The sequence below is a fragment of the Scytonema sp. PCC 10023 genome (assembly GCF_963920835.1).
Taxonomy (GTDB): domain Bacteria; phylum Cyanobacteriota; class Cyanobacteriia; order Cyanobacteriales; family Nostocaceae; genus Kalymmatonema.
Map to the genome: position 1 here is coordinate 1 of NZ_CAWUDP010000024.1, position 15,154 is coordinate 15,154.

10 protein-coding genes and 1 pseudogene are annotated in these 15,154 nt (G+C 39.9%); 7 read left to right on the forward strand and 4 right to left on the reverse strand.

What is annotated here, in order from left to right:
* Positions 1-55 precede the first annotated feature (55 nt).
* Complete coding sequence (locus ACM0OZ_RS16180) at positions 56-1,504, forward strand: AAA-like domain-containing protein (protein WP_414583836.1); 1,449 nt, start codon at positions 56-58, stop codon at positions 1,502-1,504.
* A gap of 77 nt (positions 1,505-1,581) precedes the next feature.
* Positions 1,582-5,481, forward strand: coding sequence for a hypothetical protein (locus ACM0OZ_RS16185; RefSeq protein WP_414583838.1), 3,900 nt, complete (start codon positions 1,582-1,584; stop codon positions 5,479-5,481).
* 237 nt (positions 5,482-5,718) lie between these two features.
* On the opposite strand, the gene ACM0OZ_RS16190 is transcribed toward ACM0OZ_RS16185, so the two are convergent.
* On the reverse strand, positions 5,719-6,159 hold the full coding sequence (locus tag ACM0OZ_RS16190) for a hypothetical protein (RefSeq protein ID WP_414583839.1): 441 nt from the start codon (positions 6,157-6,159) through the stop codon (positions 5,719-5,721).
* A gap of 365 nt (positions 6,160-6,524) precedes the next feature.
* Between ACM0OZ_RS16190 and ACM0OZ_RS16195 the strand changes: the two genes are divergently transcribed.
* The gene (locus ACM0OZ_RS16195; RefSeq protein WP_414583840.1) at positions 6,525-7,085 is read left to right on the forward strand and encodes a hypothetical protein; all 561 of its coding nucleotides are present in this window, start codon (positions 6,525-6,527) and stop codon (positions 7,083-7,085) included.
* Positions 7,086-7,196: 111 nt separating this feature from the next.
* Here the strand turns inward: ACM0OZ_RS16195 and ACM0OZ_RS16200 are convergent, their stop codons facing one another.
* A complete protein-coding gene (locus ACM0OZ_RS16200; protein ID WP_414583841.1) occupies positions 7,197-7,511 on the reverse strand; it encodes a helix-turn-helix domain-containing protein in 315 nt (104 codons plus the stop codon).
* A gap of 1,498 nt (positions 7,512-9,009) precedes the next feature.
* Between ACM0OZ_RS16200 and ACM0OZ_RS16205 the strand changes: the two genes are divergently transcribed.
* Positions 9,010-9,681, forward strand: a complete 672-nt coding sequence (locus ACM0OZ_RS16205) for a DUF1361 domain-containing protein (protein ID WP_414583842.1) — start codon at positions 9,010-9,012, stop codon at positions 9,679-9,681.
* A 268-nt stretch (positions 9,682-9,949) separates the two neighbouring features.
* A complete protein-coding gene (locus ACM0OZ_RS16210; RefSeq protein ID WP_414583843.1) occupies positions 9,950-11,128 on the forward strand; it encodes a hypothetical protein in 1,179 nt (392 codons plus the stop codon).
* Positions 11,129-11,247: 119 nt separating this feature from the next.
* Here ACM0OZ_RS16210 and ACM0OZ_RS16215 read toward each other — a convergent pair.
* Positions 11,248-11,637: pseudogene (locus ACM0OZ_RS16215) on the reverse strand (DUF4383 domain-containing protein); the annotation flags it as partial.
* Between the two features lie 30 nt (positions 11,638-11,667).
* Positions 11,668-11,829, reverse strand: a complete 162-nt coding sequence (locus ACM0OZ_RS16220) for a hypothetical protein (protein WP_414583844.1) — start codon at positions 11,827-11,829, stop codon at positions 11,668-11,670.
* Between the two features lie 39 nt (positions 11,830-11,868).
* On the opposite strand from ACM0OZ_RS16220, the gene ACM0OZ_RS16225 reads away from it, so the two are divergent.
* Complete coding sequence (locus tag ACM0OZ_RS16225; protein ID WP_414583845.1) at positions 11,869-13,134, forward strand: RNA-guided endonuclease InsQ/TnpB family protein; 1,266 nt, start codon at positions 11,869-11,871, stop codon at positions 13,132-13,134.
* 935 nt (positions 13,135-14,069) lie between these two features.
* Entirely contained in the window at positions 14,070-15,128 is a 1,059-nt protein-coding gene (locus tag ACM0OZ_RS16230) for a hypothetical protein (RefSeq protein WP_414583846.1), read from the forward strand.
* Positions 15,129-15,154: the final 26 nt, after the last annotated feature.

A 15,154-nucleotide genomic window follows, 5' to 3' on the forward strand; every position in this document is an offset into this window, starting at 1 on the left:
TTTTTAGTTCATTTCTTCTACCGTTTCGCACCGCGAACTAGTCTAAACTCCAGTTATGAACTCAGAACTAGGTGTTGCTGAATCAGGAAGTCATATAAATAAATGTAAAATCCATGCACTAGCTGCGGAAAAACTTCATCAAACTCTGAATCTATACAAGAAAGCTAACAACCAAGCCATCCAATTTCGCACTTGTATGACAGAATCAGAGTTTAATTGGGAAATAGCGATAGAATTTGCTGATAAGCTTGTATTTGAAAATACAGGTATTCACCTGAAGGATGTTGAAATTACTGTTCTTCAAGCTTCCTGGGAAGGTGTCACCTATACGCAAATGGCAGAAAATCATGGATACAGTGATGCTTATCTCAATAAAGATGTTGGTAATAAGTTGTGGAATAAGCTTACAGAAGCATTAGGAAAAAGAGAAAGGGTTAGCAAGCATAATTTTAAAGAAGCACTAAGGCGAGCATGGAAGCAACACAAATGTGTAATTAATGACACTGCTTCTATTTATATAGAACGTCCTCCGATAGAAGAACGCTGTTTTGCAGAAATCATGCAACCTGGATGTCTGCTGAGAATCAAAGCACCTTTGCAGACAGGAAAAACTGAACTTATGTCAAGGATTTTGCATTATGCAGGTAATCAAGAATACCGCACAGTGGAATTAAATCTGCGGTATGCAACGGCAGAAGATTTCAGTAATCTGGATATATTTTTGCAGTGGTTATGCACCAGCATCACGGAAATTTTGCAGTTGAGTTATCCCGTTGCAGAACATTGGCGTAAAAGTCTGGGAAATAGCAAGATTAAGTGCAGAACCTATTTTGAGAAATATTTATTAGCGGCAGAAAAACCTTTAGTCTTGGCTTTAGATGAAGTCGATAAAATGTTTCCCTATCCAGAAATTGCGGGTGAGTTTTTAGGGATGCTACGAACTTGGCATGAGGATGCAAAAACTCGTCCTTTGTGGCGACAATTACGGTTAGTGGTATTGCATACTCAAGCATATACTCAACTCGATATTAATCAGTCTCCATTTAATGCTGGAACTGAGATGACTTTACCAGATTTTACTGCCGAACAAGTGCTGTTGTTGGCAAAAAAATATGAACTGGATTGGGATGCAACCCAAGTCACGCAGTTAATGGAAATGGTGGGAGGACATCCTTATTTGGTAGGAGAGGCATTAAAACAGTTAACACAAGAAAGTAAGTCTTTAGAAGAAGTTTTGCAAACTGCTCCTACAGCATGGGGAATGTATCGCTATCATTTACAGAAACATTGCCAGAATTTATCAGCTAATTCTCAGTTAGCTGCGGCTTTTAACAAGGTTGTTTTAGCAGACACTCCTATAGAATTTGACTCGCTGTTAAATCAAGATACGGCGGTTAAATTAAATGATTTAGGATTAGTCAAGCTTTCTCATAAAAGTGCCAAATCGCGTTACGAATTATATCGCCTTTATTTTCGCCAACGCTGCCAAGAATATGACTTATAGCAATCCAATATCCCGATTTATTGGAGAAGTCGGTGATATGAACTTTAATATTTTCATAAATAAAATAGGAGTGCTATATGAGTACAGAACCCAAATTCAGCAGTTGTTATCAAGTTGGTGGAAGTTTACCTTTTACTGCGACTACTTATGTGTTACGACAAGCTGATGAGGAACTGTATGCAGGATTAAAGGCTGGTTCTTTTTGTTATTTGTTAAATTCTCGGCAAATGGGTAAATCTAGTTTGCGGGTAAGAACTATGAGGAGGTTAGAACAAGAAGGATTTGTCTGTTGTGCGATTGAAATGAGGGATATTTGTGGTTATGGGGTGACACCAGATGAATTTTTTGGTGGTTTTTTGAGTTTAATCGTCAGTGGTTTTGATTTATCAATTGATGTGGGAGAATGGTGGTATAAGCATGAATATATTTCTCCTTTGCTGCGGTTGGGTAAGTTTATCGAAGAAGAACTGTTAGAGAAGGCTGTTAAAAATATAGTTATTTTTGTTGATGAAATTGATAATGTTTTAAATTTAGATTTTAAAGACGATTTTTTTGCTCTTATTCGTGGTTGTTATAACAAACGGGCTGATAATTATAAATATAATCTGCTTACTTTTGCATTATTAGGAGTTGCAACTCCCGCAGATTTGATAGCAGATACCAATCTCACACCATTTAATATTGATAGTCAAGCTGTGGAATTAGCTGGCTTGGAATTTTCGCAAGCAACTCCCCTGGAACAAGGATTTGTGGGGATAGTTAGAAATGCTAAAGCTGTGTTGCAAGAGGTGTTAAATTGGACGGGTGGACAACCATTTCTTACTCAATGGTTGTGTCAATTAGTTTGTACATATCCTTCCATACTTGTGCATCCTAATTATGAAGCAGAGTGGGTAGCAGAAATTGTTAAGGAGAGAATAATTAATAATTGGTGGACGCAGGATAAACAACAGCATTTGCAGACAATTAGAGAACGCCTTGTGAGTAATGAATCTCGTAGTTGTCGATTATTGGGGTTGTATCAGCAGATTTTGCAACAAGGGGAAATTGCTGCTGATGATAGTCGGGAACAAATGGAGTTACGATTATCTGGGTTGGTGGTGAAGCAGCAGGGAAAATTAAGAGTTTATAATCGTATTTATGAGTCAGTTTTTAATCACGAATTGGTGGAGAAAGAACTAATCAATTTACGTCCTGATTTTTATACACAAGCATTTACAAAATGGGAAGCTTCTGGCTGTATAGATACTGCATATTTGTTACAAGATGAAGCTTTACAAAAAGCTTTGGCATGGGCGACAGGTAAAAGTTTAAGCGATTTAGATTATCAATTTATTTCTCATAGTCAAAAGTTAGCGATTCAAAATTTTGAAATTGCTTTACAGGATGCAGAATTAGAACTGAATTTAGCTAATAAACACAAACAACAGGCACAAAAGCAAGTTAGCAGTGCCTTACAGCAAATGAAGTGGGCTAAATGGCAATTAAGTAGAACAATTGGTATTGGCTCTATTTTAATAGTTGGAATGATATTAATTGCCACCGGATTGGCACAAGAAACTAATTTTTATGCTCGAAAAACAAACGAAGCACAAAACAATGCCAAACAAGCATTGACTGAAAAAAATTATGCCTTAACAGAAAAACAACAAGCACTACTAGCGAAAGATAAAGCATTATCTGAAAAAAATTATGCCCAAGTCGCAACACAAAAAGCTCAATTAGAAAAACAAAAAGCTTTAACAGAGACTCAACAGGCAAAACAAGACTTAAAAGTAGTAGAACAACAAGAGGAAATTGCTAGAAAAAAAGCAGATTTAGCCGAAAAACGCCAAAAAGAAAAAGAGCAAGAATTAGCACAAAGTAACGTGATGCTTCTGAGTTCATCTGCACGAACAATCTTAGTTGATAATCCTTTTGAGGCAATGCTAAAAGCTTTGAAAGCAGTGCAAAAACTTAAGAACTTAGAAAAAATACAACTTGTAAAAGCTGAGACAAAGACAGAGGTGATAACTGCGCTCCAACAAGTAATGTTTAGTATCAGAGAACGTAATCGCCTGCAAGGTCATCAGGGAGCAGTCAGAGGTGTTAGCTATAGTCCTGATGGTGAACTTTTGGCTTCTGGAAGTGAAGATGATACAGTCAAGTTGTGGAAGAAAAATCGGACTCTACTATTTACTTTTAAAGGTCATCATAACAATATCTGGAGTGTTAGCTTTAGTCATGATGGAAATATTTTAGCTTCTGCTAGTGATGATGGTACGATAAAATTATGGAATGTCAAAAATGGGATTTTAATTAGAACGATCACTGCTCATAAGGAATGGGTGAGAAGTGCGATTTTTAGTCGGGATGATAAAATCTTAATTTCTAGCAGTTCTGATAAGACAATCAAGCTGTGGAATGTGGAAAATGGCACTTTATTAAACACTCTTACAGGCCATCGTGCTGGGGTGATGAATATTAGTTTGAGTCCTGATGGTGAGACCATTGCTTCTGCTAGTGCTGATAGGACAATTAAACTGTGGAATCTCAAAAATGGCATTTTATTAGACACTCTTAAAGGTCATAGATCAAGCGTGAGAAGTGTCAGTTTTCATCCTAATGGCAAGATGTTAGCTTCTGGTAGTGAAGATAGAACCGTTAAACTGTGGGATTTAGAGAATAATCATGAACCGAAAACTCTGGAAGAGCATCGTAGTCGTGTTTGGAATGTTGCTTTCAGTCCGGATGGTCAAACTCTCGCTTCTGCTAGTTCTGATAGTACCGTGAAATTATGGAATGTAGAAGATATTAACAATATTTCAACGCAACCACAAACGTTAAAAGGACATCAAGGTTTGGTGTGGAGTGTGGTGTTTAGTCCAGACAGCAAAACATTAGCATCTGGTAGTATTGATCAAACAGTAAAGTTGTGGAATTTAGATGCTAGCGAACTACAAACTTATTATATCTCTGGCGATCATTCCATCGATACTGATATCAGTCCAGATGGTAAGATTTTTGCCTCTGTAGGTAAAGCAGGTACAGTGAAACTGTGGGATATTCACAAGGATACCCTACTGCAAACCCTAAAGGGGCCTACTAAATTTTTTCCCGGTAGCAACATTAGATTTAGCCCTAATGGTAAACACTTAGCTGCTATTGGCAACGATAAAAAAATATACTTGTGGAATGTTGCCGATGGGAGTCTGTTTAAAACTCTTACTAACAATCTTGAATATAAAAGTTTAGCATTTAGTCCCGACGGACAAATCTTAGCAACTAAACGTGGTAAAACTATTCGACTATGGAATATCAAAGATGGGACACTGATAAAAACTCTACAAGAAAAATCAGGTGATCGCTGCGGTATTATGAGCATGAGTTTCAGTGCCGATGGTGAAATTATCGCTGTTGCTTGTTCTTTCGGCAATTTACAACTATGGGATATCAAAACAGAAAATATTCTCTTACACCGCAAAGGTGACAGCTATAAAAGTCACAGCAGTCGTGTTTCTTCCATTAGCTTTAGTCCAGATAGGAAAATCTTTGCTTCGGCAGGTACAGACAGTACAGTAAAATTCTGGAATATCGCTGATGGCAAACTAATTAATACCATCATCGCTCACTTAGACTATGTCAGAAAGGTAACATTTAGTCCAGATGGCAAGATATTAGCTTCAGCGGGTGACGACCGCACAATCAAATTATGGAATGTTGCAGATATAACTTCAACAAATGTTGCAGATAATATAACTCCAATTGTAACTCTTATAGGACATCACAGTCCAATTAATGCCCTGAGTTTCACCCCAGATGGTAAAAGTCTGATTTCCGGTAGTTATGACAATACCGTGAAAGTTTGGAATTTGGATATTGGTTTGGATCATTTGCTCAAGAGTAGTTGTCTGTGGTTAGAAGATTACTTTGTTACTCATGTAGAGCAAAGGAAAAAATTCAAGGTGTGTCATCCAAGTAATAACAAAGAAACCTAACATTTAAGATTGTGTAAAAAGCGCGACCTGATACAGTGAGCAAGGTTACAAGCGAGGTGATTTTAATTGAGTGTTTCATTGTTAACATATTTTAAATACAAGAATGTAATTAATTAGCTAGGTTTCAATACATAAATTTGATAGGTGAATCTATATAGTTCGTAGTTCGCGTAGGCGCGAACTACGAACTAACCATCAAAACTTATGTGGCTTTTGATACGTTAGATTTGCCAACAATCAATTCTCCGCCCCAAAATATACAAGGAAAATCCGGGCAACGGAAAAGTTATCACGATTTTCACTAGTCTCACCATTTGCATTCCTACAGTGTATGCCTAAGATATTATTCGCTGCATTGAGTATTCCACTAGGTATGCGATGAATCTGAAGTATCCAGGTATCGCTGGGGTTAGCAAGGATTCGCGATACGAAATAATCCTCATCCTGAGCAGCTTCCAGGCTCTGATTTGTGACATCACCGGGCGCGTTAATTGTGATAAAGTTGTTCTCTTCGTCAACGTTTCTCGTCGCCAAGAGCAGCAAAGCCGGGATATCCGCAAATCCAGACAAATCGATGTTGTCGAAGAACAAGTCAAATCTGTCTGCTCCATCGACCGCTCCTTCTCCCAAAGCTCTGGAGCCGGTGCTGAGAATACTGCGAAAAGTTAGATTAGCCATGAGTCTCTCCTTTTATGTTCGTAAATATAGGACTCCGATTTGATTTTTGAAAAGATACTGAGACTGAAAAGCCCGTTTTAACAACGCTTTATCTGAAATCCTGTTCAGAAATCAGACAGGATTCCTATAGTAAGTTCTAATTTCAGGACAATTCTTGATTTAGAATTGGTAAAACTAGCTTTATGTTTAATATTTTCTACTCAATTCTTAATAGCTACCAGGGGATAAAATCAGGTATTTATAGCGTTAAATATTTTGATTAAAATTAAAGTTTATAGGAAAAAATCAGGCCAATTGATAACAGAAAAAATTCAAATAGGAAAAAGTCGGGTTTTCTGTCAAAAATAAATCAATCAATAACAGATGTGGCCGAAGAAACCCAGATATCCAATGTCGTCACAGGAGATTCACTCAAAGCAGTTCTAGACTTGAACTGGGATGACCCAACTGAGCGCTCATATGCATTAGACGTGATTCTCAATGCCTTGGATAAAATCGAATCATCGGTAGAAAAAAAAACTGATGAGCAGCAATTCCAGCCAGTTAAAAAGACTGTTGAAGTAGCAAGAAAAATTCAAACCCAAGATGTGACAATTAATTCTCAAGGACAACCCATACTTAAGACAGGAGTGGCCAAAGACCGTCGTATTTCCATTGAAGATGCAGATATGCGTCACGGTCGTAAAAGTCGCTCCCAACGCTTTGATGGTTATAAACGCCATGTTTTAAGAGATTTAGATATTGGCGTGGTGCGGGCTGTAGGATTGACTCTAGCTAATGCCCCAGAAGCTTCGGTAACGTCCGAACTAGATGTTGATTTGAAGGCAACTCTAAGCGATCGCGCCATAGCTACTTTTGACAGTGGCTTTCCTTGTGTCGGTTTTTTGTCGGACTTTTGTCGGAAAAAATATCAAGCATCGTTCTGACACCCACTCTGACAGCGCTACTGGAGGATGAAAGTGTCGAATTCACAAGGAAGTTACTCATGGAAACCTTAGAAGCAATCAAAACAGCCCTTGAGATTATCGTAATATTTCTCACGCTTCCCCAGTATGCTTATTGCCTTCTTTGTAAGTCTTTAAAATGAACTCCTGCCAGTTTTCATCCACTCGATGCTTTCCTTTGTCATTTCGTTCAGTTTGCGTTAGCCCAATTAGTCCCTCCTTTTCCCATTTATCAATCAGTCGCCGCACTGTTCGCACTGATTTGCCAAGTTTTTCTGCTGCTTCCTTGAGCCGTTGAGCGTATGTTGTGCGATTGCCTTCGGCACTGCCCCTTGGGCAATCGCCTGCCTCAAGCAGACTCTGAATCACCTCCATCTTCAACTTCGCCTCATCCGAAAGTTCCGACACAATGACATTTGCTTCGGTGAGAGTGCTATTTGAGTTTGCAGGTGTTTTAAAAGAATGAGCGTCCTAAATAAACACGTTTGTTTTATTAAAAGATTTATGTTTATTCATCTATAGAGTGGCATTTAATTTGTTAATTTTTTTAAAACTCAGTAATTTTCCTTGTTTCTGCGAAGTGACACTTAAATTGTTAAATTACAGGGATTAGACATCTAATTTGTTAATCACGTTTAACGGTGGTTGTGAGAAGTTTAATAATTAAAAACCTGCCATAACCTTTGTTACAGCAGGGTTTCAGTCATTTACACGTATGGTGACAATATTTTGGTGACGTTCTCCCACCACCTTTCCGGTGTACCGTTATGGTGGGGGCTTCTACAAGTCGCCTCATAGAAATTTCCTGCTTCATTGGTCGCACCTAGATAATTAGATTTGCATCCTGTTATCCCCGGGAACGATACCTCCACAGGCAGTGAGCGAGACTCCTGACGCCCCACGGAGTCTAGATATGTAGCGAATTCAAACGAATTCTATGTCTGTTTACGTTTCCCAAGGTATGCACTGTTCACCTGTTTTACCAGTCCGTTTGTGTCATCTGGTTGGTCGTCACCAATGTTTGAGCGGAGGAGCGTATAGCTCTATTGTTAGAATTATAGACTTTGTTGATTGGTTGAGTGTTCCTGGAGAGAGGAAAAAAGAAGTACATCGAATACTTCTTTTTTCCATGAGGGGACGGGCAGTTCGCTCAAGTCGGGAGACCCGCCCACGCGACTGCCCTCGTCCATGTATCCCGGCACCAAGCCGGAGGCTATGGTGCGGGACTTATAGCCCCTCAAACTCCCCGTCAGTTAAATTGACAAATAATTAGTTAATGTACAGGATGAAAGCTAGTCGCACCATAAAGCTGGTGTATTGGTATTGACCTCTCTAGGGCTTAAAAGCCCGGAGATTCAAGCTGTTGTTTGATTTCAAAAATCTACAAAACTCCCTAATAAACACAGTTACTTCTTTAGGCAGTTGACAATCTTTAAAAAGATGTATGAGCGTTCATCTGGACGCCAGTCGCCACAACGGGACGGCACTTGCTTCAAGTCTGGCGACCGAACGCAGTGCCTCGGGAACCCCCCTTCGGGTTCACCAGTCGCTGTGAGTTCGGGCTAACCCTCCTGCAGCGCTGGATTCACCGCAAGGCGCTGGCTCGTTTATCTGCGGTTTCATATCCACTCGATCGTGGATTGCAAAAAGTCTATTTCTGGAACTGAAGCAGGGCAAGATGAAATCTATAATTACAGCCAGCACAAGAGCACCATTCCAAGTGAGAAACGTCTCTATGGTAAACCTGCTCTGATTGACACATTGGCTATACTAGTGAGTTAGCGTGTTTGATTGACCATTTGGCTAGTAGCCATTTTTACCACTCAATGGAGTTTTGACTGTCAATCAGCTAGCTTATAACTATACAGGGAACCATAATCATTTACACATTGTCAAGGAAGCAGCTATGAAAGCAGAACTCATTGAATTGATAGCTAGAGTCGTCCAAGTCTTGCAAATCAATATGCGTTGGATGACTTGGAACTTATTTCTAGCTTTTATACCTTTGGTTTTGAGCGTTTGGTTGTTTCGGAATAGGCGCGGGCGATCTTGGGTTTGGTGGTTGGGATTTATAGTTTTCTACGCTTTTTTACCGAATGCGCCTTACCTGCTGACTGATATCATTCACCTGATAGATGATATTCGTACAATTCAGTCTGTCTGGATAATAACCCTTCTACTCATCCCGTTGTATGTGCTAGTTATTCTAGCGGGATTTGAAGCTTACGTTATATCTTTAATTAATTTAGGTTATTACTTACATCGTATTGGTAAGAGCCAATGGATTTTGTGGGTTGAGTTAATTACCCATGCTCTGTGCGCTGTTGGTGTTTATTGGGGACGTTTCTTACGTTTTAACAGTTGGGATTTTGTGACTCAACCAGATGCTGTTCTGACTAGAGGTATAGAAGACATTCTTGGCAAACAGCCTCTGGTGATTATTGCTATTACCTTTGGCATACTTGTCGCTCTGCATTGGATTATGAAACGAGTCACTTTGGGTTTTGTTAACCAAGGAGAAAACAACATAACCAGGAACTCAAAACGTATTAACCCAAACACGCCTAATGTTGAATGACCAGTCTTCGGTGGAAATAAGCTACAAGGGTGTAAGGTTGTTAACGAATAGTGAATTCAAACTCCTAATTTTGAATTTTTTCAGCCCTACACTCCACATGAACAAAAATCATGCCCAGATTTCCTGCCATAAGAAAGATGAAACTTAATCTTGGTTAACGTGAAATAAATCCAGATCAAATAGTCAAATGAGAAATTCCCCATAGAACTGTTGAATATATCAGCGGTTTTGTTTGGAATTTCTACTCACGTTAATACGAGGGATTCGCATGACATTAATTTCTAGAGAGGAAATAAAAACACTACTAGAACAGCCAAGACAAAATTCTGTTTCAATTTATATGCCAATGCACCCAGCCGGACCAGAAGTTCGACAAGACCCTGTTCGGTTTAAGAATTTGATTAAAGACGCTGAAGCTCGCTTAATGGATGCAGGTGTTGAGCATAACGATGCGGTTGCATTGCTAGCAAAAGCTCATGGACTGGATCGTTCAGATTTCTGGGAACAAGTCGGAGAGCAAGGACTGGCAGTCTTTATTTCTAAAGATATTTTTCGCTACTATACCCTGCCTCACGAATTTGACGAGTTGGTTGTGGTAACAGACCGATTTCACATTAAGCCACTACTGCCGATTTTAAATGGCGATGGGCGTTTCTACTTACTGGTTCTCAGCCAAAAGGATGTGCGGTTTTTTGAGGGAACACGCTACAGCATCCAAGAGGTAGAGGTGGAAAATATGCCTAAAAGTCTGGATGAAGCTCTCAACTATGATGAGACTGCTCAAGACGGTCAGTTCCGCATTGCTACATCCAAAGGCGGAACCGCCAATTCTTTCTCAGGGGCACAGCCGGGTGCGTTTCACGGTCAGGGTAGTCCCGACAGGGATAAGCATCAGGAAGCCATCCTGCAATTCTTTCACGCTGTTAATGGCGCATTAGAAGAGAAATTGCGAAACCAAACAGCGCCTTTGATGCTGGCTGGGGTAGAGTACTTGTTGCCTCTTTACAGAGATGCAAATACTTACCAGCATTTAATTGAAGAAGGTATCAGTGGGAATCAAGAGATTCTCAAGGCACAAGAACTACACGAACGAGCTTGGCCGATTGTTGAGCCGTACTACCATAAATCGCAACAAGACGTTGTGGAGCGATTTAACGAATTGTTTGGCGGTAATACTGGCAAAGCATCCAACGAACTCAAGGAAATTGTGCCGGCAGCTTATTACCAAAGAATTGATTCCTTGTTGGTTGCAGTTGGTCAGCAGCAATGGGGATTGTTTGACCCAACCTCAGAAACTGTTTATTTGCACCAAGAAGAAGAAGCTGGCGATGAAGATTTGTTGGATCTTGTTGCTGCTCATACCTTGTTAAACGGTGGTACGGTCTACGCCGTTCCCCCAGAACAAGTGCCATACAGCACACCTGTTGCAGCAATTTTCCGATATTAATGTTGGTTTTGTATAAACTTCAACAAGGTATACTCTGAATTCAGTTTATGCCCAACACTTAAGATGTAAGCCCGGAAATCAGTTTCCGGGCTGTCTAGAAGTTAAGGATGGGGAGGATACTAAGAACTTTGCGATACACTAGCGCCCTTGATCTTGGCAGGTATAATAATGCCATAATAAGCAACAGCTATTGCTGTTAGGGCGTTGAACCAAACATTGTTACCAAATATTGGCATTAAATTGAACATCGTGTTAGCTACGGGCACCACTCCCAGGATGGCGATCGCAATATAGGCAACTACAAAAAAACGATTGAATACGCGGGCACTGTTCAAATCCGTATAAGAGGCAATTCCGAACACCCCAACAGCACAATGTACAAGGTTATGCAAGAAATTGATGGGAAACAACCCAAATACATAGCCAAATCCCTTAGCATAGGCGCTAGGAGATGCACCAAACGGTACGTAAGACGCATCTGTTCCAGGCAATGTAACCAAAGCTGGTATAGCAAAACTTCCTTCAACTTATAGGCAAATCTAATCATCTATAGTCAATTGTAGCAATTTTGGTGCAGGTAATTTAGCTATCCATGCCCTGACGACATCTGAAACCGCTAGTCCTCTTCTTTTAGCTTCTTGTTCTAGTTGTAATAATTCGTAATCACTCACTCTGATATTCAGTCGTCTTTCTCGTGCCATTTCTGCTACCATATGGGTGTACAAAGAGATGATAGCGCAATGCAACTAGTGGAAAAACACGTCATCAAAAAAGGACAAAAATTTTTTGAGGAGATAGACGCGCTATCTTTTGCTTCTAAGAATCTTTACAATGCGGCTAATTATATCATTAGACAAAACTACATTTTTGGTTGGGGATACTTAAACTACAACAAAATGCATGAGTTATTAAAAACTCATTCAACTTATAAAGCACTTCCTAGGAAGGTAAGCCAACAGATTCTCATAGTGTTAGACCGAAATTGGAAGTCGTTCTTTAAGGCACTTCAGGAATATAAAGTCTCTTCTTCTGCGTTCAAAGCGCCACCGCAAATGCCCTTGTATAAGGACAAGACTAAAGGGCGCAATCTTTTAGTGTATACAATTCAGGCAATCAGTAAACCTGGTCTAAAAGATGGAAGGGTAAAGCTTTCTGGCACAAACATCAATTTGACTACGCAGGTGAGTGATAGAGTCTGTCAGGTAAGAATTGTTCCCAAGTGTGATTGCTATGTAATTGAAGTGATTTACAATGAATCGGAGTCCACCACCCCTATTCCATCAGATTCAGTGGCAGCTATTGATTTAGGGTTAAACAACTTAGCAACGTTAACTTCAAATCAGAAGGAATTTACCCCTCTCCTGATTAACGGACGACCGCTAAAAAGCATCAACCAATTTTTCAATAAGCGCAAAGCAGCACTGCAATCTATGTTAAATACAAACCGGAAAACATCTGACCGAATTGCGAGGCTCACCAGAAAAAGAAACCAAAAAATTGATAATTACCTGCATCATACCTCACGTTTGATAGTTGCAATACTTACCAAGAAACAAATTGGAACATTGGTAATCGGTAAAAACAACCTGTGGAAACACCAGATTAATCTAGGAAAGCGAAATAATCAAAACTTTGTTACAGTGCCATACTCTCGTTTTATACAAATGCTGACATATAAGTGTCAGTTAGTAGGAATAATGGTAGTTGTGACTGAGGAATCTTACACTTCCAAAAGCAGCTTTCTTTCTTTAGATCCAATTCCTACTTATGGTCAAGAAACTGATTCACCCACTTTTAGTGGTCAAAGAATCAGCAGAGGACTGTACAGGACTTCTGGAAATCGGTTAATAAACAGTGATGTCAACGGGTCGTACAACATTTTAAGAAAAGCAATCCCAAACGCATTTGCAGATGGGATAGGGAGCTGCGTAGTTCAGCCAAGGCGGATCTCACCGCTCAAAGTGAAGGCGAAGGGGGAATCTGAAATGGTTCCCAAGGCTATGTAATATTTGCCTATACTTTCACTAACTATAAATCCAGCCAAACCTAAAATTAAAAAGAGAATTCCCACAATCAAGGCGCAGTAACGCTCTGTCATGTTCCCCGTGTTTATGTTTTCCATATTGTGACTCCAAGTTTGATGCAAATCTTCACTTAATGCAAGTTGCTCGTTGGAATATACTTTCTACCAATTAGCAAAACAGAAATAAATCTTATTCAGCAGACTGATTGCGAGACGTAACACTTTCAATTCAACTCAGATTTCATCTGGTAAAATCTATCAAAAGAAAGGATTAAATTTTGCAAAACAGTGTGTTGCCCTATACTGTTGTCTTGAACTTTTAAAAAACCGAACATAACTAGCGATCGCTAGTTATTGTTCTACATTATTGCTTTATGCACTTTTTGTTCTACATGTCAATGCGTAAGTTCTACCATTGTCGAACCCCAAGACAAAGTTTTTTTAAGCTTTTTGACAATTGTTTTCTTTATTCAAGCATTCCAAGCGGATAATATACACTTATCGTGAGCGAAGAATTTTATACCCACATTCCGCCCTTTAAGTGTCACACTCAGATATTTAATGCTGAAAGCTTCTTGAAATAGGAGGTGTAGGGTTTTCAGTTCAAACGAACTACCAAATCGCAATTGAGAATAACTGCTGCCTATTGAGATAATTCTCTAGTCGGATTTTCTGCAAGTTCGATTGCTTCGTTGTTAATTCTCAATGTGCCAGTTGGAAGTGCAGAATGTCGGTTATACCAATTTTCGGTAGCGTTCTAGGTGTGTGAATTAGGACACTTAAGTCTAATTATCTGCGACTTAAGTACTCCTGCCATCTGTAGGGTAAGTTTTACTCTGATCATAAGATAAATAAAAATCATCCACATGATCGTAATATAACTAACATCTTTTAAGAATCTCTGAGAGACCTTAACTTATGAGTTTTATCTCCTTACAAGATCTTTTCCCTAGTCCTTGGATTCTAGATGCTCATACATTTTTATGGTCTTTAAGCACTACTCCTGCTCCTAGTTATGTCAGCGAAAATGGTGTCGCGACTGTGATCCTGGCAAGGGGTGGTGTCGCTGATCCGCCGCCTTTTATTCAACGCCAACTTTCAAATCCGTTAGATTTGCGGCAAATAGACGAATTACGGTTCTGGTTTCGTAGTAGCCGACCAGGGGATGGAAGCTCAACAAGACCCTTTTATCTGGTTTTTGAGATTACGAATAGCAGCTCTAGCCTTTCCTGGAAACGCCTTATTCCTGTCAAGCAGGCAGATGTTTGGCAATTGCATCAGATGTGGCTCGGAGATATGCCTAGTAGCTTACGTCAAGCTATATCAATCCTTCGGCTGCATAGTTTGGATGCTGGTATTGGTTTCACAGCTGTGATCGGAGATTTGATTGCGACAACACCAACCCCAATACAAGATGTAGACGCAGTATTTCTGAACCGTCTCAACAAACGCTTTCAAGTGGTGGTGGATGGAACCTCAACAGATGTTCCCGCGATCATAGACCTTCCAGAGAATCCAGGAACCCGCACATTGCCATACATTTTGATTACACCCTGGTCAATTCAACTGCAAGATAACACCACTGGCAGTGGTGAGCTGATTGATAACTATACACTAGCTACAAATGGTAGTTCAGCAGGAGCGTTTATCCAGCCTGCACAGCAGTCCCTAAGGCTCGATTTTTCTATTGATGTCTTTGCGGAAGAGCGATCGCAAAAAGCCTATCTACTAGAACAAATTCTATTTAGTTTTTATCAACAGCCATTGCTCGTGATCAATGGTGAACCGATCACTATCACCAAATTTACTCCTTCTGATCGAGAGATCGCGGCTTATGTCCCCCCAGGTCGAACCCCACTGTTCTATCAAGTTCTGATCCGAATGAAAACTGGAGAGCGCCAGTTTCGTCCTCAAGCCGTTCCATTTATCCTCGCAAGTCCAGACAAGGGAACTACTCCAGAGGCAGTTCCAGTGTAGCGCTTACCCCCTCCTTAATATACGTT